This is a genomic window from Curvibacter sp. GW821-FHT09D12 (assembly GCF_059416245.1).
In genome coordinates, this window is the sequence record NZ_JBWKOU010000005.1 from 298,927 (window position 1) to 321,383 (window position 22,457).

The following is a 22,457-nucleotide window of genomic DNA, read 5'->3' on the forward strand; positions in this document are numbered from 1 at the left end:
TCGCCCGGCGTTGGGCGAAGATGGCGGCTGGCTTCGGGTTGTCGATTGTGTGGGTGTTTATGATAATGGTCGAAATCAAAAAAAGTCAACGAGGTATCCAGCCATGAAAGTGACCAAGGAACAGGCTCAGCAGAACCGGCAGGCCTTGCTGGACGCGGCCGGCAGGCTGTTCAAGAAGCACGGGATCGATGGCATTGGCGTGGCCGACGTGAGCCGCGAGGCGGGCTTGACGCCGGGGGCGCTGTACAAGCACTTTGCGGACAAGCAGGACCTGGCGGCCCAGGCGTTCAGCCACGCCTTCCGACGTGGCTTCGATCGGGTCAATGCCCCGCGGCCTGGGGCGGAGCGCAGTGTGGACACCTACCTCAAGGTCTACCTCAACCCGCGCATCCGGGACGACCTGGAGGCCGGGTGCCCCCTGATCGCCACCGCCTGTGAAACGGCACGCCAGGGTGAGCTGCTGAGTCAGAGCTTTGCGGATGCCTTCGTTGAGTTCCGCACCGGGCTGGAGTCGGTGCTGCCAGACACCGGGGATGCGGCCCAGCGGTCTGCACTGGCCAGTGTGTTCGTGGCGGCTTTCGTCGGGGCGACCGCCATTTCGCGGGGTGTGCTCAAGGCCGATCGGGCCCTGGCGGACGAGGTGCTGGACCAGGTCCGTGGTGTGCTGGCCTCGCTGGCAACAGTGCCTGATGACAAGGGCGCAGATGGCAACGGCGCAGGCGGCACTTCCTCTGCGCCCGGGCCGCGCTGAAGCCAGGTCAGTTCTTGTTTTTGCAGCGGTAGGCGCGAAGGGCAGCTTCGCGGATCAGGTAGTCGGCCGGCAGGCCCCATTTTTCAGGGTGCTCGCGCACGTGTTTGGCCACGATCTGGTACATCTGCATCGACGCAAAGTCGTCGGGTGTGCACAGAAAATCGCGCTCACCGAGGGTCGAATCCCAGACGCCCATGACGTAGCCCATGAACATCAGGATGTCGCGGCCGTCCTTGGCGCTTTGAAGCCCTTGGCGCTGCCGCTCGTAGGCCTCTGACCATCGATTGAGTTCGGCGCCGTCAATGAACTCGGCGCAGGCCCCCATGCACAGCAAGCCTCCCAGCAAGGCGGCAACCCCTTGGCGTACCCAGGTCCTGGTGGGGCGGGTGACGGGGCTTTTGTCGTGGCGGGCAGAGCGTGGGGACATGGGTTCTGGGTCAATCAGGGCTGGTGGCGATTGGCAGGGCCGGGCTGTGAGGTCGAGACGCCGTTGACGTCGGTCGTGGCTGAGGCTGTGGCGTCGGCGCGGGCCAGCTCCTGGGCCGGGGGGCGGCTGGTCTCTGGCGGGCGGGCCGAGGGCAGGGGGGTTGAGTTCCAAAGCAGCATCAGCCCGACCGTGCACATCAGGGTGGCGGCCATCAAGGCGATGGCCACCGTCTGAAGAATGCGGTTCGAGGGCTCGTTGCTGGGGTGTGCACCGGTGCCAGCTTCTCCGCGCCAGGCTTTGCAATGAGGGCATACGAACGCATCGGATGCGAACGTGGTGCCACATTCACGGCAAGTCACCGTTGCCATCGCCTGCTCCCTGTCTGGCTCATTTCGCCACCTCCATGTGAAACTTGATTTTGCCCAATTCCTGCACCTTCCGGGCCTTGGGCCCACAGTATTCCTGGCAACCTCAGCGACCGGGCCAGCGTCGACACCGATTGCAAAAAAATCGCGGGTTTCCCCGAGGGGCCTTGAAAATGGTGCATAATTGCGGTCTTCGCACAACGAAGCGCTTCTGACCTGAAGCAACGCGATGCAAAGCAAGTAAGAAAAAATTTTTCAAACTTCGCAAAACACGCAAAAAAATCAGGTTAGAATACAAAGCTCAGCGGCTGTAGCTCAGTTGGATAGAGTACTTGGCTACGAACCAAGGGGTCGTGGGTTCGAATCCTGCCAGCCGCACCAAACGACAAGCCCTAGAACAGAAATGTTCTAGGGCTTTTTCGTTTCTGGGTCTCGTCTTTGGCCATCGCGGGGCGACCTTCAGGCCGGGCTGAGCCCGGCCCTCGCCCTCGCCCTGGGCGTCAGGCTTTCTTGGGTTTCTTGCGCGTTGCGGCCTGTGCGGCCTTGGGTTGCGCCGAGGCCTTGCGTGTCTTGGCCTTGCCCGCCTTGCTTGTCGCTTGATCGAGTTCGGCTTCGAGCCGTTCGCAAAGCGTGCGCAACACCTTCACCCGCGCGTGATTCTTGTCGTTGGCCTCCACCAGGGTCCAGGGCGCATTGCCTGTGCTGGTGCGTTCGACCATGTCGCAGATGGCTTGTTGGTAGGCATCCCATTTCTCGCGGTTGCGCCAGTCTTCTTCGGTGATCTTGAAGCGCTTGAAGTCGATCGATTCGCGCTCTTGAAACCGCCGCAATTGCTCCTCTTGGCTGATCTGCAGCCAGAACTTCACCACGATGGTGCCGGCATCGGCCAGTTCGTGCTCGAAATCGTTGATTTCAGAGTACGCGCGCTGCCAGTCGGCCTCGCTGCAAAAGCCTTCGATGCGCTCGACCAGCACGCGCCCATACCAGGTTCGATCAAAGATGCTGACGTTGCCCTGGCGCGGCAGGTGGCGCCAGAAGCGCCACAGATAGGGTTGGGCGCGTTCCTCCTCGCTTGGGGCGGCAACGGGAATCACCTGATACTGGCGTGCATCGAGGGCCGCCCCGATGCGCCGGATGGCGCCGCCTTTGCCTGCGGCATCGGGTCCTTCGAATGCGCAGACCAGGGCTCTCTGGCGAAAGCCGGGGTGGCGCACCAGTTCAGCCAGACGCCCCTGCCAATGGGCCAACTCGGTCTTGTAGGACTTGTCGGCCAGAGAGCGCGCCAGGTCGAGTTGGGACAGCACGTTGCGTCCATCGGTGTCCACCCGCAGCAGGGGCGCCGCGGGCGGTGGTGGGGCGCTGGCGGCGGCGGGCTGGCCCAGGCGCTCGCGCAGCGCCTTGAGCACCAGTTGCCCGACCGTCAAGGAGCGGTAGCGATCGTCATTGCCTTCCAGCACGATCCAGGGGGCCTGGGCGGTGTTGGTGATGCGCAGCAGGTGGCCGGCGGCATCTTGCAGTTGGTCGTAGGTTTTCAGCCGATCCCAGTTCCAGGCGCTGACCCGCCAGGCGGTGCGTGGATCGCTTTCCAGGGCTTTGAGGCGCTCGCGCTGGGCGTCCTTGGTCAGGTGAAACCAGAACTTCAGGATCAGGGCGCCCTCCTGGGCCAGCATCGCCTCAAAGCGGTTGATCTGTGCGGCACGGGCGTCCAGTTCGGCCACGGTGATCTCACCGGCGATGCGCTGCCGGATGGGGTCGGAGTACCAGGATCCGGCAAAGATGCCCAGTCGGCCCTTGGGCGGCAGCGAGCGCCAATAGCGCCACATTGGCGGGCGTTCGCGTTCTTCGTCCGTGGGTTCGGAGAAGGCCAGGGTCGACAGGAACCGAGAGTCCATCCACTCGTAGAGCAGGTTGATGGCTTCACCCTTGCCGGCACCGTCCTGGCCGCTGATCAGCAACAAGACAGGGAAGGGCTTTTTTTCATACAGCTCGGCCTGGGCCTGGAGCAGGCCTGTGCGCAGTTCGGGAACGGCCGCTTTATACGCGGCTTTGCTGATCTTGTGGCCCAGCTCGGCAGATTCAAACATCGGGTCGGATTCCTGTGGGTGGGGGCGTCAGGGCTTGGCGACTGGGCGCCCTGGATGTGGCAGGCGCTTGGCCGTCATCACCAGCACCAGGCAGTCCTGGGCGCTGAGCATCGGAAACCGCTCTTTCAGGGCGCGGTAGGCCAGATGATCATGGGAGCTGGCGCTGCCCCAGCCATTTTGCTGCGAAAAAAACGGCGCCAGCATTTCAAAGGCCTCGAAGAAGATGGCGCGCAGATCGTGCCGCGCGCGGCGCTCTGGCGAAGGGGCTTCGATGGACATGGTTTCCTTTCCGGGGCGGGGGCGCCTGCCAGGGGCGAGGTCACCACAGAATGTATCGATTGCGGTCCCCTCTGTGTGGGGTGCCGGATTGACGTGGGGCAAGCTCGGGCCAAATCAGGGGCCCTCAATCGGCGATGGCCGGGCCTGTGGCAGATTCGTGCACACTCGGAGCCCTGCGGCCCACCACGGGTCAGAGGCCCTGTGCTGGCCGGGATTGTTGAAGAGGGGATCATGAACAAGGCGTTCACGCGAGAGTCAGACGCTGGGGCGGACGACGACGAAGACCTGGGTCTGCCGGCCCTGCCTGCTGGCACGCGCAACTACATCACGGCGGCAGGCTACCAACGCCTGCGCGACGAGTTATTCCAACTGATCGACGAAGAGCGGCCCAAGGTGGTCGACGTGGTTCACTGGGCCGCCAGCAATGGCGACCGTTCGGAAAATGGTGACTACCTGTATGGCAAGAAGCGTCTGCGCGAGATCGACCGGCGCATCCGCTTTCTGACCAAGCGCCTGGAGATCGCCGAGGTCACCAACCCCAGCGTGCACCATGGCAGTGATCAGGTGTTCTTTGGCGCCACCGTCACCTACGAAGACGACGAAGGCGTGCAGCGCACGGTCACCATCATGGGCATCGACGAGGCCGACAGTGCGCTGGGGCAGGTCAGTTGGGTCTCACCGGTGTCGCGCGCCTTGCTCAAGGCGCGTGAGGGCGATGTGGTCAAGCTGATCACCCCTTCGGGTCCGCGCGACATCGAAATTCTGCAGGTGGTCTACCCGGCGTCGACGGCTGCGGACTGAACCCGCCCGACAGGGCCACTGCGCGGCCCGCGGAACGTCGTCCGGGCCTTCTCAGGCCCCCGGCTTGATGCGTGCAGCCCTCAGCACGGTGGGCGTGCGCTGCAGATGCCGCAAGGCGGCATCCAGGTGCGGGGTGTCCTGAACCGACACCAAGAAGCGCAGCTCGGCCGTGCTGGCCGGGCCTTCATCGCCCATGTCGACATGGGTGATGTCTACCTCGGAGGCGGCCAGATCGGCGGCCACGCGGGCCAGCACACCCTTGCCGTTGGTCACGGTCACCACCAGCCCGGTCTCGAATGGGCGAACCGGCTCGTCGGCCCAGTCCACCGCAATGAAGCGCTCGCTGTCCTTGTGCTGCAGGCGTTTGGCGGTGGCACAGTCGGCAGTGTGAACCACCAAGCCTTCGCCGCGCCCCAGGTAGCCGACGATGGCATCGCCCGGGATCGGGCGGCAACAGGGGGCGTACTTGACCGAGGCGTTCTCGCTGCCATCGAGCAGCACGGCGCCCTGCGACAGCTTTTCGTGCGAGGTGTAGCGTTCGCGGGTCAGCAGCAGGGCATCGCGCTTCTCGCCACCCTCGGTCATCAGCACCGTCAGGCGCTTGGCCACCATGCTGGCAATGCGCTTGCCCAGGCCGATGTCGGTCATCAGCTCGCTGCGGGTCTTGTTGCCGGTGAAGCGCAGCAATTTGTCCCAGATGCCCGGGAAATGCGGGTCACGAGCTTCAGGCAACCGGTCGATGCCCTCGGCACGCAGGGCCTGGATCAGCAGCTTTTCGCCCAGCGATTCGGATTCTGTCTGGGCCAGCGTCTTCAGGTAATGCCGGATCTTGGAGCGGGCCCGACCTGTGCGCACAAAGCCCAGCCAGGCGGGGTTGGGCGAGGACACGGGGGCCGTGACCACCTCCACCACATCACCGTTCTTGAGTTCGGTGCGCAGCGGCACCTGCTCGCCATTGATCTTGCCCGCCACCGTGCGGTCGCCGATGTTGCTGTGGATGGCGTAGGCAAAGTCGACGAGGGTGGCGCCCCGTGGCAGGGCCATGATCTGGCTCTTGGGGGTGAACACATAGACCGCATCGGGGAACAGGTCGACCTTGACGTGGTCCCAGAACTCGGCGGCATCGCGTGTTTCGTTCTGGATGTCGAGCAGCGACTGCAGCCACTGGGTGCCCAGACGCTCGGAGGGATCGCCTTCGTGGTCGGAGGCCTTGTACAGCCAGTGGGCGGCCACGCCGGCTTCGGCCACCATGTGCATCTCTTCGGTTCGCATCTGGAACTCGATGTTGATGCCCGAAGGGCCCACCAGCGTCGTGTGCAGCGACTGGTAGCCGTTCACCTTGGCGATGGCGATGTGGTCCTTGAACTTGCCCGGCACCGGCTTGTACATCTGGTGCAGCACGCCCAACGCCGTGTAGCAATCGGTGATGCCCGGCACGATGATGCGAAAGCCGTAGATGTCGGTCACCTGGGCAAAGCTCAGGTGTTTTTCATCCATCTTGCAATAGATCGAATACAGCGTCTTTTCCCGCCCGGCCATGCGGATGCGCATGCCCAGCGTGGCAAAGGCGGCATCGACATCGGCCTGCACCTTCTGGATCAGGTCGCGGCGTCGACTGCGGGCCTTGGCCACCGCTTTGCCCAGGATGGCGTAGCGCCAGGGGTGCAGGTGGCGGAACGACAGGTCCTGCAGCTCGCGGTAGGTCTGGTTCAGGCCCAGGCGGTGGGCAATCGGCGCATAGATTTCGAGCGTTTCGGAGGCGATCCGGCCCCATTTGCTCTTGGGCATGTCCGACATCGTGCGCATGTTGTGCGTGCGGTCGGCCAGTTTGATCAGGATCACCCGCACATCGCGTGCCATGGCCAGCAGCATCTTGCGGAATGACTCGGCCTGGTTTTCTTCGCGGGTGTTGAACTGCAGCTTGTCGAGCTTGGTCAGCCCGTCGACCAGTTCGGCCACCTGCAGGCCGAAGCGATCGACCAGCTCGGCCTTGGTCACGCCGCAGTCTTCCAGGGCGTCGTGCAGCAAGGCCGCCATCAAGGCCTGGGCATCGAGCTTCCAGACGGCGCATTGGGCCGCCACGGCGATCGGGTGGGTGATGTAGGGTTCGCCGCTGTTGCGCAACTGGCCCAGGTGGGCCGCGTCGGCAAAGCGGTAGGCCTGGCGCACCTGCTCGATGCCGGTCGGGCCCAGGTAGCCGAGGCCGTCGACTAGGGCGGCAAAGCTGGCGGCGGCGGCATTGGCGGCTGCAGTCGTGGCTGAACCGGCGGCCGCGGCAGCACTTTTCGGGGGCGTGGCAGAGGAAGAGGGCAGCACCGCAGTCATGCTTCTAATGTAGCGCTGTCAGGGATGTGTGGGACAGAGGGCAAAAAAAAGCACCGCGGCTGCGGTGCTTTTTCGGCGCCAGGGGCGCGAGCAGGTTCAGGGAACCTTTTTGAGCATTTCCAGGCCGATCTTGCCTTCTGCGATTTCACGCAGGGCAGTCACGGCCGGCTTGTTCTTGCTTTCGATCTTGGGCGAGTGGCCCTGACTCAGCATGCGGGCGCGGTAAGTGGCCGCCAGAACCAGCTGGAAGCGGTTCGGGATATTGACCAGGCAATCTTCAACGGTAATGCGTGCCATGAGGGTTCTCCGCGGGCTAGTCGATGTTCAGTGAGTGGAAGGTGTCAGCCCGGGCGCGTCGCTGGGCTGCATACTTGAGACGTTGGGCGTGCACCACGGCTTTCATGTCGAAAAGGGCGCGCTCAAACAATTCGTTGATTATAACGAAGTCGAATTTGGAAGCCTGCGCCATCTCGATGGCGGCGTTTTTCAGGCGCAGTTCGATCACGTCCGGCGCGTCTTCGCCGCGGCGCTCCAGGCGCGATCGCAGCTCTTCCCAGCTGGGGGGCAGGATGAAGATCAGGATGGCGTTGGCAAACGCTTTCTTGATCTGGATCGCGCCCTGAAAGTCGATCTCCAGCACCACATCGGCGCCTTCGGCAATGCGTTCTTCGATGGCTTTTTTCGAGGTGCCGTAGCGGTTGCCGTGCACATGGGCCCACTCGATGAAGGCGTTGTTGGCCACCATCGCGTCGAATTCGGGCTGGGACACAAAGAAGTATTCGCGTCCGTGCTTTTCCTGGCCACGGGGTGGCCGGGTGGTGTGCGACACCGAGGGCTGGACACGCGAGTCCAGCTCCAGCAGCGCCTTCACAAGGCTGGACTTGCCGGCCCCGCTGGGGGCGGCCACGACAAACAGGTTTCCTGGGTAATCCATGATGGGCTCGGAGTCTGGGTTGGGCTCTGGGGCTTATTCGATGTTCTGGACTTGCTCGCGCATCTGCTCGATCAGTACCTTCATGTCCACGCTGATGCGGGTCAGTTCCAGGGCGGCCGATTTCGAGCCCAGGGTGTTGGCCTCGCGGTGCAGTTCCTGGATCAGGAAGTCGAGCCGTTTGCCCAGCTCGCCGCCCTTGGTGAGCAGGCGCTCCAGCTCGTCCAGGTGCGAATCCAGGCGGGTGATCTCTTCGGCCACGTCGATTCGGATGGCGAAAGCGGTGGCCTCGGACAGGGCGCGGTCCTGGGCCGCCTCGGGCAGGGTGCTGCCATCGGTCAGGTTCATGGCTTCTTTCCAGCGCTCCAGAAAGCGCTGGCGCTGCTGCTCCACCAACTGGGGCACCAGCGGCGTGGCCTGGGCGGCCAGGGCGCGCAACTGGCCGATGCGGTCTTGCAGCATGGTGCTCAGGCGGGCGCCTTCACGCTGGCGCGCCGACAGCAGTTCCTTGACCACCTTGGCGGCCAGGGCCTGCACCTCTTCGGCACTGGGCAGCAGGGTGTGGGCATCCGAGCCCCCCAGCCGGATCACATCCGCCACGCTCAGCGGCGTGGCCTGCGGCAGCCAGGCCCGCACCTGGTCCTGGATGGCATTGAGTTTTTGCAGTTGGCGGGTGGTGGGCTCTTTCAGGCCGTCGCCGCCTTCCTGGTCCAGGGCGGCGCGTACTTCCACCTTGCCCCGTTTGAGCTTGGCGGTCAGCAGCTCGCGCAGGGCGGGCTCGTGCTGGCGCAGCTCTTCGGGCAGCCGGAAGCTCAGGTCCAGAAAGCGGCTGTTCACGGCGCGGATTTCCAGGCCGAACCGGGTGGTGGCACTGCTTTTGGCGTCGCCGCCGACCTCAGGGGTGGCCACGTCCTGCTGGGCAGTGGCGTAACCGGTCATGCTGTAAACTGGCATTGGGTTCTATTACATAAATCAATACAGGGATTATCCCGCCTGGACGGGGTGCCCGTCCCGTCTATCTCCACATGTCGAAGGTCAAACCGGCACCGCTTCCACCGGATACCGTCATCGGTGGCTACCGTGTGGTGCGCCGTCTGTCTGCGGGCGGCTTCGGCGTGGTGTACCTGGCCCTCGACATGGAAGGTCAACAGGTTGCTGTCAAAGAGTACCTTCCTTCGTCGCTGGCCACGCGCGGTGCCGGTGAGTTGCTGCCCAAGGTCCAGCCCGAAAAGCTGTCGCTTTACCGACTCGGCCTGAAGAGCTTTTTTGAAGAGGGGCGCTCGCTGGCCCAGATCTCCCACCCCTCGGTGGTGAGTGTGCTGAACTTCTTCCGCGAGAACGAAACCGTCTACATGGTGATGAACTACCTGGAGGGGGCCACCCTGCAGGATTTCATCATCACCGCGCGCGACCTGAAAACCCAGAAGGTGTTTCGCGAGTCGACCATCCGGTCCCTGTTCGACGAGGTCTTGCGCGGCCTGCGCATCGTGCACCAGCACAAGATGCTTCACCTGGACATCAAGCCGGCCAACATCTTCATCACCGACGACAACAAGGCCGTGCTGATCGACTTCGGGGCGGCCCGAGAAGTGCTGTCCAAGGAGGGCAACTTCATCCGCCCGATGTACACGCCTGGCTTTGCGGCCCCCGAGATGTACCGGCGCGATGCTGCCATGGGCCCCTGGACTGACATCTACGCCATCGGTGCCTGCATTTATGCCTGCATGCAGGGATATCCCCCCAACGAGGCCCCCCAGCGCATCGAAAAAGACCGCCTTTCGCTGGCCTTGTCGCGCCTGCGCGGTGTCTATTCCGACAACCTCATCGAGGTGGTCGAGTGGTGCATGGCGCTCGACCCACTGGCCCGACCGCAGTCGGTGTTTGCGCTGCAAAAAGAACTCAGCCGCGAAGGCGAGCGCCGCTACACCAAGCTCTCCGTGGGTGAGAAAGTTCGGCTGCAATTCGACACCCTGGTGTCCGACAACAAGAAAAAAACCGGCCGTGAAGCCACGGACGTGGGTGCCAAACCGAAATGAAATTCTCAGTTTTCCAGGTCAGCCGCCGAGGTGGTCGCGAAAAGAACGAAGACCGCATGGGCTATTGCTATACCCGTGATTCAGCCCTGTTCGTGCTGGCCGACGGCATGGGCGGTCACCCCGAAGGCGAGGTGGCGGCCCAAATTGCCTTGCAGACCATCTCGGCGCTGTTCCAGCGCGAGGCCCAGCCCCGTTTGGCTGACGTGACCGAGTTTCTGACCACGGCGCTGATGGCCGCACACCACCAGATCCTGCGTTACGCCGCCGACAAAGGCATGCTGGACACCCCGCGCACCACCCTGGTGGCCGGGGTGGTGCAAAGCGGCAGTGCAAGTTGGGTGCACTGTGGTGACTCCCGCCTGTACCTGGTGCGTGACGCCGAGTTGCTCACCCGCACCCGCGACCACTCTTACCTGGAGCACCGCAGCCCGGCCATGATGCTGCCCGAGCGCATCAACCGCAACGTGCTGTTCACCTGCCTGGGGTCGCCCACCAAGCCCGTCTTTGATGTGACCGGACCGGTCATCCTGCAGCAAGGCGACAAGATCATGCTGTGCTCCGACGGGCTTTGGGGCAGCGTCCATGACGACGAAATCGTGCGTCAACTCAGTCGCTCCTCGGTCTCGGAGGTGGTGCCTGAGCTGGTCGAGACCGCCCTGCGCAAGGCCGGCGACAGCAGCGACAACGTCACGGTGATCGCGCTCGAGTGGGAAACCCCTGACACCTTTGAGTCCACCCGCGGCATCTCCACCGACAGCATCAGCGAAGGGGTGTTTGCCTCGACCATCCAGTCGGGCGCCCTGGACAATTTTGTCGACGATCTGGACGACGCCGCCATCGAGCGCTCCATCGCCGAGATCAACGCCGCCATCCGCCGCTCGGCCCAGCGCAAGCATTGAGCAGGCCCGGGATTGCCCTGGTGCGATGGCGGGGCATCCCGGCGCGGGCTTGAACCCAGGCCTGCGGCAGGTTCCAATCACGCCCTGCCGGCCGCCCAGTCGGCGCGTTTCATACCAACGGATTCTCAACATGACGGCCAACCCAACCCTTTATCAACGCAGCCAGCAGCGGGCCGCCGCCCAATTGCGTCCGGTGCGCATCACGCGGGGCTACACCATGCACGCCGAAGGCTCGGTGTTGATCGAATTCGGTCACACCAAGGTCTTGTGCACCGCCTCGGTCGAAGAGAAAGTGCCCCCGCACAAGCGGGGCAGCGGTGAGGGCTGGGTCACGGCCGAGTACGGCATGCTGCCGCGTGCCACTCACACCCGCAGTGACCGCGAGGCCGCGCGCGGCAAGCAGACGGGCCGCACCCAGGAGATCCAGCGCCTCATCGGGCGCTCGCTGCGCGCCGTGTTCGACCTCAAACGCCTGGGTGAACGCACCTTGCACCTGGACTGCGACGTGCTGCAGGCCGATGGCGGCACCCGCACCGCGGCCATCACTGGCGCCTTCGTGGCCGCCCAGGACGCCGTCAACGGTCTGCTGGCCGCGGGCAAGATCAGCGAGTCGCCCATCCTCGACCACGTGGCCGCCATCTCGGTGGGCATCGTCGAAGGCACCCCGCTGCTCGATCTTGAATACACCGAAGACTCGGCCTGCGACACCGACATGAACGTGGTCATGACCGGCGCCGGCCACTACGTCGAAGTGCAGGGCACCGCCGAAGGGGCTGCTTTCACCCGCCGTGAAATGGACCAGTTGCTGGGCCTGGCCGAAGCGGGCATTGCCGAACTGGTGCAGTTGCAGAAACAAGCCCTGGCCGCCTGAACCCGACCCCCTGATGTGAGAACGCTGTCATGAAACTGGTCCTGGCCTCCAACAACCAAGGCAAGCTGGCTGAACTGCAGGCCCTGTTCGCGCCCCTGGGCGTCGAACTGGTGCGCCAGGGCGAGTTGGGCATTCCCGAAGCCGCCGAACCCTTCCGCACCTTTGTCGAAAACGCCCTGGCCAAGGCCCGCCACGCCAGCGCCCACAGCGGCCTGCCGGCCCTGGCCGATGACGCCGGTCTGTGCGTGGACGCTTTTGGCGGCCTGCCCGGCGTCGACACGGCCTACTACGCCACCCAGTTTGGCTATCCCAAGGGCGATGACAACAACGTGCGCGCCTTGCTCGAACAGATGCAGGGCATCGACCAGCGCCGCGCCGCCCTGGTCAGCACCCTGGTGGCGGTGCGCTCACCCGAAGACCCCGAGCCCCTGATCGCGGTGGGCCGTGCCGTCGGGCAGATCACCCGCCAACCCGTGGGAGAGCACGGCTTCGGCTTCGACCCCGTGATGTTCATCCCCGAATTCGGCCAGACATTTGCCCAGTTGGCCCCCGAGGTCAAGAACGCCCACAGCCACCGCGGCCGCGCTGCGCGCCAGATGCTTCAGCTGATGCGCGACAACTGGCTGCCGGAGGCCTCCGCGTGAGTCCGCCCGACCTGACCCACTACATGCGCCCAGGCACCCTCAGCCTGCCCGCGCTGCCGCCGCTGTCGCTGTACGTGCACCTGCCCTGGTGCCTCAAGAAGTGCCCTTACTGCGACTTCAACTCGCACGAGTTCCGGGGTGAGGGCGGTGAACCGGCTGCGGCCCCCGAGGCGCGCTACATTGACGCCCTGATGGCCGATCTGGAGGCCTCTCTGCCCCTGATCTGGGGCCGCGCGGTGCACAGCATCTTCATCGGGGGGGGCACGCCCAGCCTGTTCTCGCCTGAATCGATCGACCAGCTCATCAGCGGCCTGCGGGCCCGCCTGCGCCTGGAGGCCGAGTGTGAGATCACCCTGGAGGCCAATCCCGGTACTTTTGAGAAGGATCGATTCCGCGCCTTCCGCCAAGCCGGAGTCACCCGCCTCTCGGTGGGGGTGCAGAGCTTCAACGACCAGCATCTGCAGGCCTTGGGCCGGGTGCATGACCGGGCCCAGGCCCTGGCGGCGGTGGAGGAGGCGCGCAGCGCCTTCGACACCTTCAACCTCGACCTGATGTATGCACTGCCCGGCCAGAGCCTGGAGGGGTTTGCGCAAGACCTGGACACCGCGCTGGCGTTGTCGCCGCCGCACCTGTCGGTCTACCACCTGACCATCGAGCCGAACACCTATTTCGCCAAGTATCCGCCCGTGGTGCCCGAAGACGACACCGCTTACGCCATGCTCGATCTGATCACCGAGCGCACTGCCGCCCGTGGCATGCAGCGCTACGAGGTGTCGGCCTACGCTCAGCCCGGCCATGGCTGTTTCCACAACACCAATTACTGGCAGTTTGGCGATTACCTGGGCATTGGTGCGGGCGCGCACGGCAAGCTCAGCTTTGCGCACCGCGTCATCCGGCAGGTGCGGGTGCGCGAACCGCGCCTTTACATGGACAAGGCCCTGGCCGGCGAGGCCATCGCGCAAGAAACCGAAGTCAAGCGCAGCGAACTGCCCTTCGAGTACATGCTCAACGCGCTGCGCCTGCGCGAAGGCTTTGCGCTGCAGGATTTCTGCGACCGCACCGGCCTGCCCTTGTCGGCCATCGCTGCCGGCCTGGACGAGGCCGAACGCAAGGGCCTGATCGAGCGCGACTTCGCGCGCGTCAAGCCCACCGAGCGGGGTTTTGACTTCCTGAGCGATCTGCAGGCCCTGTTTCTGGCCTGAGGCTTCAGGTCACATCAGCCCAGCAGGCCCTTGAGCAGGCTCAGCCCTTCGGCCACCAGGGGTGACTCGCCTTGGGCGCCCTGGGCTGGCAACTGCCCCTGGGGGGTCAGGTGATCGACGATCTGGGGCAGCCACTGCGCCAACTGAGCCGACAGCTCGCCTGTGTTCAGGCCCAGCTGGCCCGCCAGACGCTGCACCGTGTCGCTGCCCAGCACGGCCTGCAGCTGGCTGGCGTCGATCGGCAGGTTCTGACCATTCGAGACCCAGGAGGCGACCACATGGGCCAGCCCCTGCTGCTCAAAAACCTTCACCAGACCCGACAAGCCGCCGGTCTGCGGGTCGTTGAGCCAATGCAGCACCACCTCGGGCAGGCCGGCCCCGGCGGCGCTGCCACCCTGCTGGGCCGCCAAGCCCCCGACCGTGCTCAGTACCTGATCGAACAAACCCATGGTGATCCTCTCTTGGCCCGCAGGCACTTGATTTGATGAATGTGCGCTCAGTCTAGTTGGATGGTCTTGACCCGCCTGTGAACAAATCCCGCAAACCTCCAATTCATGGCGTGGCCGATGCTTCCTGGGCCACCCTCAGGGCGTGGGCCGCAAAGGTGCTCACCAACTGGTTGCCATGCCCCGGTCGGGTGGCCAGGGCCATGTCGAGTCGGGCATCGGCCGGGGTGTCGGTCAGGCGCAGCAGCTTCACGCCCCGGCGCATCTGGTGGCGGGCCACGCCGGCCACCAGGGCCAGGCCCAGGCCGCTTTCGACCAGGCTCAGGATGGTGGACACCTGCATCGCCTGCTGGGCCACGCGAGGGCTGAAGCCCGAGTGCTGGCAGCGCAGCATGGCCAACGCAAACAGCCCTGGCACCCGCGCCTGCTCGTAAAGAATGAAGGGCTCCAGCGCCACGGCCGACAGCGCGATGGCACTGCGCCGGGCCAGCGGGCTGTTGCCGGGCACGGCCAGCATGAACTCGTCGCGCTCCAGCACCGTGAACTCGCAGTCACCCGGCGTCAGCACCGGGTAGCGCACCAGGCCCACGTCCAGGCGTCCGGCGGCCAGGCCGTCGAGCGCGGCCTGGGTGGTCGACTCGGTCAGTTCCAGCTCGATCTTCGGGTAATGGGCGCGAAAGCTCGGGATCAGCCGCGGCAGCAGCGAGTAGGTGGCCGTGCCGATGAAGCCCACCCGCAGCAGCCCGCCCAGGCCATGCAAGGCCGCGGCCACCCGCTGGCGGCACTGGGCCGCGTGCGCCAGAGCCTGTCGTGCGTCGGCCAGCATGGCCTGGCCGGCCGCCGTCAGCACCACGCCGGCCGGTGTCCGGTCGAACAGGGCGCCGCCCAGCTCGTCTTCCAGCTTGCGGATCGACACCGACAGCGGTGGCTGGGCCATGTGCAGGCGCTCGGCCGTGCGGTGGAAGTTGCCGGTTTCGGCCAGATCGACAAATTGCGCCAGTTGCCTGAGGTTCATTTTGATACTCGAACGGTATTGGATCGACGCTAATCAATATTGGACGCTCTGACAAGCGATTCCTACAGTCGATCCCCATGACGGAGACAACAAAGGCGGCCCAGCCACTGGCGGGCCTGCGCGTGGTGGATGCCAGCGCGGTGGTGATGGGCCCCTACGCCAGCCAGTGGCTGGCCGACCTGGGGGCCGAGGTGATCAAGGTGGAGCCCCCCGAGGGCGATTCCACGCGCCACACCGGCCCGGCGGCCGAAGCCGGCATGGCTGCGATCTTTCTGGGCGTGAACCGCAGCAAGCAAAGCGTGGTGATCGACCTCAAGCAGGCCGGCGGCCAGGCCGCGCTGCAAGCCTTGATTGCCGGGGCCGACGTGTTCATGCACAGCATGCGGCCGCAGAAGCTGGCCCCGTTGGGGCTGGACCCGGCCACGCTGTGCCAACGCTACCCGCGCCTGGTGTTTGCCGGTCTGCACGGCTTTGCCGACGGCGGGCCCTACAGCGGCAAGCCGGCCTACGACGACATCATCCAGGGCTTGTCGGGCAGCGCCGCGCTGATGCAGGCCCAAAGCGGGGTGGCGCGCTACCTGCCCACCATCGCCGCCGACAAGACCTGTGGCCTGGTGGCCGCCCTGGCCATCGTGGCGGCGGTGGTGAAACGGCAGGCCACCGGGCAGGGCGGCTTTGTCGAGGTCCCGATGTTCGAGACCATGGTGGGCTTCAACCTGGTCGAGCATTTCTATGGTGAGCATTTCGAGCCGCCGCGTTCGGCCCCAGGCTACCCCCGGGTGCTGGCCGACTGGCGTCGCCCCTATGCCACGGCCGACGGCCACGTCTGCCTGATGCCCTACACCGATGCCCACTGGCGCCGCTTCTTCGAGGCCGTGGGCGAGCCCGCCCTGGCCGTCGACCCGCGCTTTGCCAGCATGGCCGCGCGTACCCGCCACATCGAGGCCTTGTACGAGACCACCGGCCGCCTGGTAGCCCTGCACGACACGGCCCACTGGCTGGCCTTGTGCGATCGCATCGAGGTCCCGGTGGCGCGCATGAACCGGCTCGAAGACCTGCAGCACGACCCGCACCTGCAGGCCACCGGCTTTTTCGAGCCGATCGACGACCCGGCCATGGGGGCCCTGCGCTTCCCGGGCGTGGCCCCGCGCTTTGACGGCCAGCGCGCCGCGGTCGGCCTGCCGCCCCGCCTGGGGGCCGACACCGCGCGCGCCCTGAGCGCGGCCGGCGTGCCGGCCGACACCCTGGCCGGGTGGCTGGCCACGGGCGCTGTGGGTGCCCCGGCCCAACGAACACCTTCCTGAACCTGGAGCCTTCCATGCCCCACACCACGCCCCCGCTGCCGCCCCGCCTGGGCCAGGGCTTTCATTGGCAAGACCTGTCGGTCGGCCAGAGCTTTCGCACCTTTCGGCGCACCCTCACCGAGACTGACCTGGTCAATTTCATCTCGTGCACCGGCATGCTGGAGGCGATCTTCATTGACACCGAGTTCGAGGGCGGTGCCATGGCCGGCCGCCCGGTGCCCGGGGCACTCACCTACACCTTGATCGAGGGCTTCATCCTGCAGACCATGATCCAGGGCACTGGCCTGGCCATGCTGGAGCTGCACCAGAAGATCCTGCACCCGGTGCGGGTCGGCGACACCATCCACGCCCGCATCACCGTGACCGAGGTGCGGCCCACCTCGGCCAAGGGGCGGGCAGTGGTCAGCTCTGACATCACCGTCTTCAATCAGCATGACATCGAGGTCATGCACTACACCGCCAAGCGCTTGCTGGCGGGCCGTCCCGAATGAAACCCAGGAGCCCCGGCATGATCTTCAGCCCCTTTTCGCGCCGCGTGTGCGCCAGCCTGGCACTGGCGCTGCTGGCCCCGTTGTGCCTTGCCCAGCCGGCCGCACCGGCGGCCCGCTACCCCGACAAGCCGCTGCGCCTCGTGCTGGCCTTCCCGCCCGGCGGCCCGACCGATCTGGTGGCCCGCGTGCTGGCGCAGAAGCTCGGTGAGCAGTTGGGGCAGTCGGTGCTGGTCGACAACCGCCCGGGCGCCAACGGCAACATCGCGGCCGAGATGGTGGCCCGCGCCCCGGCCGATGGCTACACCCTGTTCTACAACACCTCGGCCGTGGCGCTCAGCCCGGCGCTGTACAAGAAGCTCAGCTACGACGTGCGCACCGACTTTGCGCCGGTGGCCCTCACGGCGGTGATTCCGCTGGTGCTGGTGGTGCACCCCTCGCTGCCCGTCCACACGCCGGCCGAGTTCCTGGCGTACGCCCGGGCCCAGGGCGAGCGGCTCACCTTCGGCTCGGCGGGCAACGGCAACATCACCCACCTGGGCGCCTTCCTGTTGCTCAAAGGGCAGGGCCTGCAGGCCACCCACGCGCCTTACAAGGGCAGCGCGCCGGCCCTCACCGATCTGGTGGGCGGGCAGCTGCAGTTCATGACCGACACCGTCAACTCGGCCTTGCCCTTCATCCGCGACAAGCGCCTGCGTGCGCTGGCCGTCACCAGCCTCAAGCGCACCAGCGTGCTGCCCGAGGTGCCCACCCTCAACGAGACCGCGGCCCCCGGTTTCGAGGCCGGTGCCTGGCAGGGCCTGCTGTTGCCGGCGCGCACCCCGCCCGAAATCGTGAACCGGCTCAACGCCGAGGTGCTCAAGGCCCTGGCCAGCGCCGATGTGCGCGCCAAGCTGGCCCAGCAGGGCGCCGAACCCCTGGGCTCGACCCCGGCCGAGTACGGCGCCTACATCGACAGCGAGATCCGCCGTTGGACCGAGGTGGTGCGTCAGACCGGCGCCGCCCTCGACTGAGTCACCGCCACCGGCCCCGTTGAACTGGAGACCCCCCATGCAACGCAAAACCCTGTTCGCCCTGGGCCTGGCCCTGGTGGGCGCCTGCCTGACGCTCAGCGCGCCTGTGGTGAAGGCGCAGACGCCCCTGCCCGATGCCGCCAACCGCCCCATCCGCTTCGTGGTGCCGTTTCCGCCCGGCAGCGGCACCGACACCTCGGCGCGCTACTTTGCCCGCAAGCTCACCGAGCTCAGCGGCCAGCCCGTGGTGGTTGACAACCGGGCGGGCGGCAATGGCTTCATCGCCGTGCGCGCCGTGCTGGCCGCCCCGGCCGATGGCAGCACGGTGTTCGTCGGCAGCAACTCCACCCTGGCCGTCAATGCCGCACTGTTCAAGTCGCTGCCCTACGACCCGGTGGCTGACTTTGCTCCCCTGTCCATGCTGATGCGCTCGCCCGCCTTGCTGGTGGTCCCTGGCCAGGCCGAACAGCAGAGCCTGGGCGATCTGATCAACGCCGCCCGGGCCCGCCCCGATGCGCTCAACTACGGCGCTGGCTCGGCGGGCTATCAGCTGATGGCCGAGCTGTTCAACGATGCCGCCCGCGTGCAGACGCACCATGTGCCTTTCAAGGGCGCTGGTGAAGCCGTGACGGCGGTGGTGGGCGGCACGGTGCAGTTTGCCTTTGCCGAAACCACCAGCGCCCAGGAGCTGATCAAGGGCGGCAAGCTCAAGGCGCTGGCCGTGGCGTCCGAGCGCCGCGTGCCGGCCTTGCCCCAGATTCCGACCGCCACCGAGGCCGGCCTGGCCGGCTTCAGCGCCTACACCTGGGTCGCGGCCATGGTCTCGGCCAAGACGCCGCGCACCGAGGTCGACCGCCTGGCCGCCTGGTTCACCCGCATCGAGGCCCTCCCCGAAACCCGCGAGTTCTACGAGCGCCTGGGGGCCGAGGTGATGTCGGGTGGCCCCGACGAGATGCGCGCCTTCCAGGCCAGCGAGATCCGGCTCTGGAAGCGCATTGCCCAGAAGGCCCGGGTGGAGCTGCAATGAGTGCGGGCGCCTTGCCTTCGGCCGCCCCGGCGGACAGGGCCCCAGTGATGGCGCTGGCCGGCCTGCGCGTGCTCGACCTGTCGCGCGTGCTGGCGGGCCCCTGGGCCAGTCAGACCCTGGGCGACCTGGGGGCTGAGGTGATCAAGGTCGAACGCCCGGGCTTCGGTGACGACACCCGCCTGTGGGGCCCTCCCTTCCTGAAAGACCCACAGGGTCAAGCCAGCCACGAATCGGCCTATTACCTGTGCGCCAACCGCAACAAGCGCTCCATCGCAGTGGATCTGACCCAGCCTGCCGGGCAGGACATCATCCGGCGCCTGGCCCAGGACAGCGACGTGCTGATCGAGAACTTCAAGGTCGGCGGCCTGAGTGCCTATGGCCTGGACGCCGAGACCCTGTGTGCGCTCAACCCGCGGCTGGTGTATTGCTCGATCACCGGCTTTGGCCAGACCGGGCCCTATGCCGCGCGGGCGGGCTACGACTTCCTCATGCAGGGCATGGGGGGCTTGATGAGCGTCACCGGCCAGCCCGAGGGGCAGCCCGGGGCCGGGCCGTTGAAGGTGGGTGTGGCGCTGACCGACATCCTCACCGGCCTGTACGCCAGCACCGCGGTGCTGGCCGCCCTGCGGGCCCGGGATCAGACCGGGCGCGGCCAGCACATTGACCTGGCCCTGCTCGATGTGCAGGTGGCCTGCCTGGCCAACCAGGGCATGAACTACCTCTACAGCGGCCAGGTGCCACAACGCATGGGCAACGCCCACCCCAACACCGTGCCCTACCAGGACTTTCCGACCGCCGACGGCGACATGATCCTGGCCATTGGCAACGACAGCCAGTTTGCCCGCTTCTGTGCCGAGGCCGGTCACCCCGAGTGGGCGCAAGACCCGCGCTACGCGAGCAACAGCGCCCGCCTGGCCCACCGCGCCACGCTGATCCCGCTGCTGCGCCAGTGCACGGTGATGCACACCACGGCCGACTGGGTCGCTCGCCTGGAGGCTGCCGGTGTGCCCTGCGGCCCCATCAACAACATGGCCCAGGTGTTTGCCGACCCCCAACTGCAGTCGCGCGGCGTGATCACCCACCTGCCGCACCCGGTGGCCGAGGGGGACATCCCCTTGGTAGCCAGCCCCATCCGCTTGTCCGACACCCCGGTGCAATACCGCCAGGCCCCGCCCACCCTGGGCCAGCACACCCGCGCCGTGCTGGCCGAGCGCCTGGGCCTGGGTGAAGCCGAACTCGATCGCCTGACCCGGCAAGGGGTGCTGGCATGAGTTTCATCGGCGGATACCCGCCCTCTCACAAGGAAGCTGAATGAGTGCCCTCGACTCACTGGACCTGACCCCCATCCCCGCCGAGGACGAGGCCCTGCGCGCCCCCGTGCGGGCCTTTCTGGCCGAGGCCCTGCAAGGTGTGCCCGGGGTCACCCGGGCGCGTTCCTGGTCGGGTTACGACCCGGCCTTCAGCCGGGCACTGGGCGCACAGGGCTGGCTGGGCATCACCCTGCCCACCGCTTATGGCGGCGGCGGGCGCAGCCCCTTTGCCCGCTACGTGCTGGTCGAGGAGTTCCTCAATGCCGGCGCGCCCGTGGGCTCGCACTGGATTGCCGACCGCCAGAGCGGCCCGCTGATCCTCAAGTACGGCAGCGAGGCGCAAAAGCGCCAGTACCTGCCCGCCATCTGCCGGGGCGAGGCCTTCTTCTGCATCGGCATGAGCGAGCCCGGGGCTGGCTCCGACCTGGCCAGCGTGCGCACCCGGGCCACCCGCACCGACATGGGCTGGCGCCTGAATGGCCAGAAGATCTGGACCACCAATGCGCACCACTGCCATTACATGATCGCGTTGGTGCGCAGCTCCGGCGAGGCGGGCGACCGCCAGCAGGGCCTGTCGCAGTTCATCGTCGACCTGTCGCTGCCCGGGGTGACCGTGCGGCCCATCACCGACCAATCCGGTGACCGCCATTTCTGCGAGGTCTTTTTTGACGACGTGGCGCTGGCGCCCGAGGCCCTGATCGGGGCCGAGGGCCAGGGTTGGGCCCAGGTGACGGCCGAGCTGGCCTTCGAGCGCAGCGGGCCCGAGCGCCTGTACTCCAGCATCGTGCTGTTTGACGAGTGGCTGGCCTTTGTGCGCCAGGACGCCGCTACCCACCCACAGCGCAATGCTGCGGCCCTGCGGCTGGCCGGGCGGGTGCTGGCCCAACTGGCGCCGCTGCGGGCCATGTCGGTGGCGGTCACCGGGCGTCTGGCACGGGGCGAGAGCCCGGTGGTCGAGTCGGCCCTGGTCAAAGACCTGGGCACTGGTGTCGAGCAGCTGATCCCGGCGGCACTGGCTGACGACCTGGGGACCCGCCTGGCCGAGGGCCAGCCCGTGCCGTTCGGCCTGCTGCACACCCTGAACTACGTGATCCAGGTGGCGCCTTCGTACTCGCTGCGTGGCGGCACGCGCGACATCCTGCGCGGCATGATCGCGCGCGGCCTGGGCCTGCGTTGATGAGCCCGCTGACAACCCCATCGAGAAAGGCTGGTTGATGAACGACGAGCAAGACCTTTTCGCCGCCTCGCTGCGCACCCTGCTGACCGACCATGCAGGCCCGCCCGTGGTGCGCGCCATCGAGGCCGGTGGTCCGCACCTGGCCCTGTGGCAGACCTTGCAGGATTCGGGCTTTGTCGATGCCCTGTTGCCCGAGACGCAGGGCGGGGCCGGCCTGGATCTGGGCCAGGCTTTCAGCCTGCTGGCCCTGTGTGGTGAGTTCGCGCTGCCCGTGCCGCTGGGCGAAACCCTGCTGGCGCGCGGCCTGTTGGCCCAGGCCGGCCTGGCCCGGCCCGAGGGGCCCCTCACGCTGGCCGCCCAGGCGCTGGATGACGGGGAGCGCCTGATCTGCACCAGCGTGCCCAGTGCCCGCGTGGCCAGCCATGTGCTGCTGCGCCACCTCGATCGCTGTGCCTTGCTGCCGGTGGCCGAGGCCCGGGTGGAAGCCACCGGGCTGGCCCAGGAGGCCACGCTGAGCTGGCCACGGGCCTCCTGGCTGGCCACGCCCGCCTGGCCCGGGGCCCTGCCGCCGCTGCGCGAGCTGCAGGCCGTGCTGTATGCGGCCCAGATGGCTGGCGCCATGAGGGCGGTGTTCGAGCGCAGCCTGCAGCACGCCAATGAGCGCCAGCAGTTCGGCCGCCCGATTGGCAAGTTCCAGGCCATCCAGCACCAGCTCAGCGTGATGGCTGAGTTGGTGTTTGCCTCGCGCATGGCGGCCCGTCTGGGCTGCCAGGGCCCGGTGCAGGCGCCTGACCTGCTGCGGGCCGCCGTGGCCAAAGCCCGTTGCAGCGAGGCCGCCCCTGAGGTGGCGGCGTTGGGCCACTCGATCCATGGCGCCATCGGCTTCACCGCCGAGTTCGACCTGCAGCTTCACACCCGCCGCCTGCACGCCTGGCGTCAGGCCGGGGGCAGCGAATCGCATTGGCAGGGTGTGCTGGGCGAGGCCCTCGTGAACGGGCACGAAGGCCTGGCCCTCGACCTGTTGCGCCAGCTCACCGACACCGAATCCCTTCCCGCCTGAGC

At 66.6% G+C, this 22,457-nt stretch carries 24 protein-coding genes and 1 tRNA gene; 15 read left to right on the forward strand and 10 right to left on the reverse strand.

Going from position 1 to position 22,457, the window contains the following annotated elements:
- Nucleotides 1-103 precede the first annotated feature (103 nt).
- Nucleotides 104-751: a TetR family transcriptional regulator gene (locus AC07PT_RS10845; RefSeq protein ID WP_494656665.1), complete on the forward strand. Its 648-nt coding sequence runs from the start codon at nucleotides 104-106 to the stop codon at nucleotides 749-751.
- Between the two features lie 7 nt (nucleotides 752-758).
- Here the strand turns inward: AC07PT_RS10845 and AC07PT_RS10850 are convergent, their stop codons facing one another.
- Nucleotides 759-1,178 (reverse strand): Rap1a/Tai family immunity protein, encoded by a 420-nt coding sequence (locus AC07PT_RS10850; protein WP_492347154.1) that lies wholly within the window; start codon nucleotides 1,176-1,178, stop codon nucleotides 759-761.
- A 14-nt stretch (nucleotides 1,179-1,192) separates the two neighbouring features.
- Nucleotides 1,193-1,390: a hypothetical protein gene (locus AC07PT_RS10855; protein ID WP_494656666.1), complete on the reverse strand. Its 198-nt coding sequence runs from the start codon at nucleotides 1,388-1,390 to the stop codon at nucleotides 1,193-1,195.
- A 457-nt stretch (nucleotides 1,391-1,847) separates the two neighbouring features.
- On the opposite strand from AC07PT_RS10855, the gene AC07PT_RS10860 reads away from it, so the two are divergent.
- Nucleotides 1,848-1,924: transfer RNA gene (locus AC07PT_RS10860), tRNA-Arg, on the forward strand.
- A 119-nt stretch (nucleotides 1,925-2,043) separates the two neighbouring features.
- Here AC07PT_RS10860 and pap read toward each other — a convergent pair.
- Both pap and AC07PT_RS10870 read right to left on the reverse strand, forming a co-directional pair.
- Nucleotides 2,044-3,627, reverse strand: a complete 1,584-nt coding sequence (pap, locus tag AC07PT_RS10865) for a polyphosphate:AMP phosphotransferase (RefSeq protein WP_494656667.1) — start codon at nucleotides 3,625-3,627, stop codon at nucleotides 2,044-2,046.
- Nucleotides 3,628-3,654: 27 nt separating this feature from the next.
- The gene (locus AC07PT_RS10870; RefSeq protein ID WP_492347144.1) at nucleotides 3,655-3,906 is read right to left on the reverse strand and encodes a hypothetical protein; all 252 of its coding nucleotides are present in this window, start codon (nucleotides 3,904-3,906) and stop codon (nucleotides 3,655-3,657) included.
- Between the two features lie 231 nt (nucleotides 3,907-4,137).
- Between AC07PT_RS10870 and greB the strand changes: the two genes are divergently transcribed.
- Nucleotides 4,138-4,707, forward strand: coding sequence for a transcription elongation factor GreB (gene greB / locus AC07PT_RS10875; RefSeq protein WP_494656668.1), 570 nt, complete (start codon nucleotides 4,138-4,140; stop codon nucleotides 4,705-4,707).
- A gap of 51 nt (nucleotides 4,708-4,758) precedes the next feature.
- Here the strand turns inward: greB and AC07PT_RS10880 are convergent, their stop codons facing one another.
- The 4 genes from AC07PT_RS10880 to AC07PT_RS10895 form a co-directional block, all read right to left on the reverse strand.
- Nucleotides 4,759-7,032: a RelA/SpoT family protein gene (locus AC07PT_RS10880; RefSeq protein ID WP_494656669.1), complete on the reverse strand. Its 2,274-nt coding sequence runs from the start codon at nucleotides 7,030-7,032 to the stop codon at nucleotides 4,759-4,761.
- A gap of 96 nt (nucleotides 7,033-7,128) precedes the next feature.
- Nucleotides 7,129-7,329 (reverse strand): DNA-directed RNA polymerase subunit omega, encoded by a 201-nt coding sequence (gene rpoZ, locus AC07PT_RS10885; RefSeq protein WP_027478290.1) that lies wholly within the window; start codon nucleotides 7,327-7,329, stop codon nucleotides 7,129-7,131.
- A gap of 16 nt (nucleotides 7,330-7,345) precedes the next feature.
- On the reverse strand, nucleotides 7,346-7,966 hold the full coding sequence (gene gmk, locus AC07PT_RS10890) for a guanylate kinase (RefSeq protein WP_492347141.1): 621 nt from the start codon (nucleotides 7,964-7,966) through the stop codon (nucleotides 7,346-7,348).
- Between the two features lie 33 nt (nucleotides 7,967-7,999).
- Nucleotides 8,000-8,917, reverse strand: coding sequence for a YicC/YloC family endoribonuclease (locus tag AC07PT_RS10895; RefSeq protein ID WP_494656670.1), 918 nt, complete (start codon nucleotides 8,915-8,917; stop codon nucleotides 8,000-8,002).
- A gap of 71 nt (nucleotides 8,918-8,988) precedes the next feature.
- Here AC07PT_RS10895 and AC07PT_RS10900 point away from each other — a divergent pair, with 71 nt between their 5' ends.
- From AC07PT_RS10900 to hemW, 5 genes are all read left to right on the forward strand, one after another.
- Nucleotides 8,989-9,999 carry a serine/threonine protein kinase gene (locus AC07PT_RS10900; protein WP_492347139.1) on the forward strand — a complete coding sequence of 337 codons (1,011 nt, stop codon included), beginning with the start codon at nucleotides 8,989-8,991 and terminating at the stop codon, nucleotides 9,997-9,999.
- Nucleotides 9,996-10,898, forward strand: a complete 903-nt coding sequence (locus AC07PT_RS10905; protein WP_492347138.1) for a PP2C family protein-serine/threonine phosphatase — start codon at nucleotides 9,996-9,998, stop codon at nucleotides 10,896-10,898. Before AC07PT_RS10900 ends, AC07PT_RS10905 begins: the two co-directional genes overlap by 4 nt.
- A gap of 130 nt (nucleotides 10,899-11,028) precedes the next feature.
- Entirely contained in the window at nucleotides 11,029-11,769 is a 741-nt protein-coding gene (gene rph / locus AC07PT_RS10910; RefSeq protein WP_494656671.1) for a ribonuclease PH, read from the forward strand.
- A 29-nt stretch (nucleotides 11,770-11,798) separates the two neighbouring features.
- A complete protein-coding gene (gene rdgB, locus AC07PT_RS10915) occupies nucleotides 11,799-12,413 on the forward strand; it encodes an RdgB/HAM1 family non-canonical purine NTP pyrophosphatase (RefSeq protein ID WP_492347136.1) in 615 nt (204 codons plus the stop codon).
- Between the two features lie 23 nt (nucleotides 12,414-12,436).
- On the forward strand, nucleotides 12,437-13,615 hold the full coding sequence (gene hemW / locus AC07PT_RS10920) for a radical SAM family heme chaperone HemW (RefSeq protein ID WP_492347440.1): 1,179 nt from the start codon (nucleotides 12,437-12,439) through the stop codon (nucleotides 13,613-13,615).
- Nucleotides 13,616-13,629: 14 nt separating this feature from the next.
- Here hemW and AC07PT_RS10925 read toward each other — a convergent pair whose 3' ends face one another.
- Nucleotides 13,630-14,064, reverse strand: coding sequence for a YidB family protein (locus tag AC07PT_RS10925; protein ID WP_492347135.1), 435 nt, complete (start codon nucleotides 14,062-14,064; stop codon nucleotides 13,630-13,632).
- A gap of 103 nt (nucleotides 14,065-14,167) precedes the next feature.
- Nucleotides 14,168-15,076, reverse strand: coding sequence for a LysR family transcriptional regulator (locus AC07PT_RS10930; RefSeq protein WP_492347134.1), 909 nt, complete (start codon nucleotides 15,074-15,076; stop codon nucleotides 14,168-14,170).
- Nucleotides 15,077-15,153: 77 nt separating this feature from the next.
- Between AC07PT_RS10930 and AC07PT_RS10935 the strand changes: the two genes are divergently transcribed.
- From AC07PT_RS10935 to AC07PT_RS10965, 7 genes are read left to right on the forward strand one after another with little or no spacing between them, the layout of a single operon-like run.
- Nucleotides 15,154-16,380, forward strand: coding sequence for a CaiB/BaiF CoA transferase family protein (locus AC07PT_RS10935; protein WP_494656672.1), 1,227 nt, complete (start codon nucleotides 15,154-15,156; stop codon nucleotides 16,378-16,380).
- 14 nt (nucleotides 16,381-16,394) lie between these two features.
- Nucleotides 16,395-16,871, forward strand: coding sequence for a MaoC family dehydratase (locus AC07PT_RS10940; RefSeq protein WP_492347132.1), 477 nt, complete (start codon nucleotides 16,395-16,397; stop codon nucleotides 16,869-16,871).
- A 17-nt stretch (nucleotides 16,872-16,888) separates the two neighbouring features.
- Entirely contained in the window at nucleotides 16,889-17,881 is a 993-nt protein-coding gene (locus AC07PT_RS10945; protein WP_494656673.1) for a tripartite tricarboxylate transporter substrate binding protein, read from the forward strand.
- Between the two features lie 37 nt (nucleotides 17,882-17,918).
- Nucleotides 17,919-18,908, forward strand: coding sequence for a Bug family tripartite tricarboxylate transporter substrate binding protein (locus AC07PT_RS10950; protein WP_494656674.1), 990 nt, complete (start codon nucleotides 17,919-17,921; stop codon nucleotides 18,906-18,908).
- The gene (locus AC07PT_RS10955) at nucleotides 18,905-20,179 is read left to right on the forward strand and encodes a CaiB/BaiF CoA transferase family protein (RefSeq protein ID WP_494656675.1); all 1,275 of its coding nucleotides are present in this window, start codon (nucleotides 18,905-18,907) and stop codon (nucleotides 20,177-20,179) included. The genes AC07PT_RS10950 and AC07PT_RS10955 overlap by 4 nt, the downstream gene beginning before the upstream one ends.
- Before the next feature lie 40 nt (nucleotides 20,180-20,219).
- Nucleotides 20,220-21,395 (forward strand): acyl-CoA dehydrogenase family protein, encoded by a 1,176-nt coding sequence (locus AC07PT_RS10960; RefSeq protein ID WP_494656676.1) that lies wholly within the window; start codon nucleotides 20,220-20,222, stop codon nucleotides 21,393-21,395.
- Nucleotides 21,396-21,432: 37 nt separating this feature from the next.
- On the forward strand, nucleotides 21,433-22,455 hold the full coding sequence (locus tag AC07PT_RS10965) for an acyl-CoA dehydrogenase family protein (RefSeq protein ID WP_494656677.1): 1,023 nt from the start codon (nucleotides 21,433-21,435) through the stop codon (nucleotides 22,453-22,455).
- Nucleotides 22,456-22,457 lie beyond the last annotated feature (2 nt).

Excerpts from the sequence above, each read along its gene's own strand:
- AC07PT_RS10845 (WP_494656665.1), top strand. The coding sequence starts at position 104 with ATGAAAGTGACCAAGGAACAGGCTCAGCAGAACCGGCAGGCCTTGCTG.
- AC07PT_RS10850 (WP_492347154.1), bottom strand. The coding sequence starts at position 1,178 with ATGTCCCCACGCTCTGCCCGCCACGACAAAAGCCCCGTCACCCGCCCC.
- AC07PT_RS10855 (WP_494656666.1), bottom strand. The coding sequence starts at position 1,390 with ATGGCCGCCACCCTGATGTGCACGGTCGGGCTGATGCTGCTTTGGAAC.
- pap (WP_494656667.1), bottom strand. The coding sequence starts at position 3,627 with ATGTTTGAATCTGCCGAGCTGGGCCACAAGATCAGCAAAGCCGCGTAT.
- AC07PT_RS10870 (WP_492347144.1), bottom strand. The coding sequence starts at position 3,906 with ATGTCCATCGAAGCCCCTTCGCCAGAGCGCCGCGCGCGGCACGATCTG.
- greB (WP_494656668.1), top strand. The coding sequence starts at position 4,138 with ATGAACAAGGCGTTCACGCGAGAGTCAGACGCTGGGGCGGACGACGAC.
- AC07PT_RS10880 (WP_494656669.1), bottom strand. The coding sequence starts at position 7,032 with ATGACTGCGGTGCTGCCCTCTTCCTCTGCCACGCCCCCGAAAAGTGCT.
- rpoZ (WP_027478290.1), bottom strand. The coding sequence starts at position 7,329 with ATGGCACGCATTACCGTTGAAGATTGCCTGGTCAATATCCCGAACCGC.
- gmk (WP_492347141.1), bottom strand. The coding sequence starts at position 7,966 with ATGGATTACCCAGGAAACCTGTTTGTCGTGGCCGCCCCCAGCGGGGCC.
- AC07PT_RS10895 (WP_494656670.1), bottom strand. The coding sequence starts at position 8,917 with ATGCCAGTTTACAGCATGACCGGTTACGCCACTGCCCAGCAGGACGTG.
- AC07PT_RS10900 (WP_492347139.1), top strand. The coding sequence starts at position 8,989 with ATGTCGAAGGTCAAACCGGCACCGCTTCCACCGGATACCGTCATCGGT.
- AC07PT_RS10905 (WP_492347138.1), top strand. The coding sequence starts at position 9,996 with ATGAAATTCTCAGTTTTCCAGGTCAGCCGCCGAGGTGGTCGCGAAAAG.
- rph (WP_494656671.1), top strand. The coding sequence starts at position 11,029 with ATGACGGCCAACCCAACCCTTTATCAACGCAGCCAGCAGCGGGCCGCC.
- rdgB (WP_492347136.1), top strand. The coding sequence starts at position 11,799 with ATGAAACTGGTCCTGGCCTCCAACAACCAAGGCAAGCTGGCTGAACTG.
- hemW (WP_492347440.1), top strand. The coding sequence starts at position 12,437 with ATGCGCCCAGGCACCCTCAGCCTGCCCGCGCTGCCGCCGCTGTCGCTG.
- AC07PT_RS10925 (WP_492347135.1), bottom strand. The coding sequence starts at position 14,064 with ATGGGTTTGTTCGATCAGGTACTGAGCACGGTCGGGGGCTTGGCGGCC.
- AC07PT_RS10930 (WP_492347134.1), bottom strand. The coding sequence starts at position 15,076 with ATGAACCTCAGGCAACTGGCGCAATTTGTCGATCTGGCCGAAACCGGC.
- AC07PT_RS10935 (WP_494656672.1), top strand. The coding sequence starts at position 15,154 with ATGACGGAGACAACAAAGGCGGCCCAGCCACTGGCGGGCCTGCGCGTG.
- AC07PT_RS10940 (WP_492347132.1), top strand. The coding sequence starts at position 16,395 with ATGCCCCACACCACGCCCCCGCTGCCGCCCCGCCTGGGCCAGGGCTTT.
- AC07PT_RS10945 (WP_494656673.1), top strand. The coding sequence starts at position 16,889 with ATGATCTTCAGCCCCTTTTCGCGCCGCGTGTGCGCCAGCCTGGCACTG.
- AC07PT_RS10950 (WP_494656674.1), top strand. The coding sequence starts at position 17,919 with ATGCAACGCAAAACCCTGTTCGCCCTGGGCCTGGCCCTGGTGGGCGCC.
- AC07PT_RS10955 (WP_494656675.1), top strand. The coding sequence starts at position 18,905 with ATGAGTGCGGGCGCCTTGCCTTCGGCCGCCCCGGCGGACAGGGCCCCA.
- AC07PT_RS10960 (WP_494656676.1), top strand. The coding sequence starts at position 20,220 with ATGAGTGCCCTCGACTCACTGGACCTGACCCCCATCCCCGCCGAGGAC.
- AC07PT_RS10965 (WP_494656677.1), top strand. The coding sequence starts at position 21,433 with ATGAACGACGAGCAAGACCTTTTCGCCGCCTCGCTGCGCACCCTGCTG.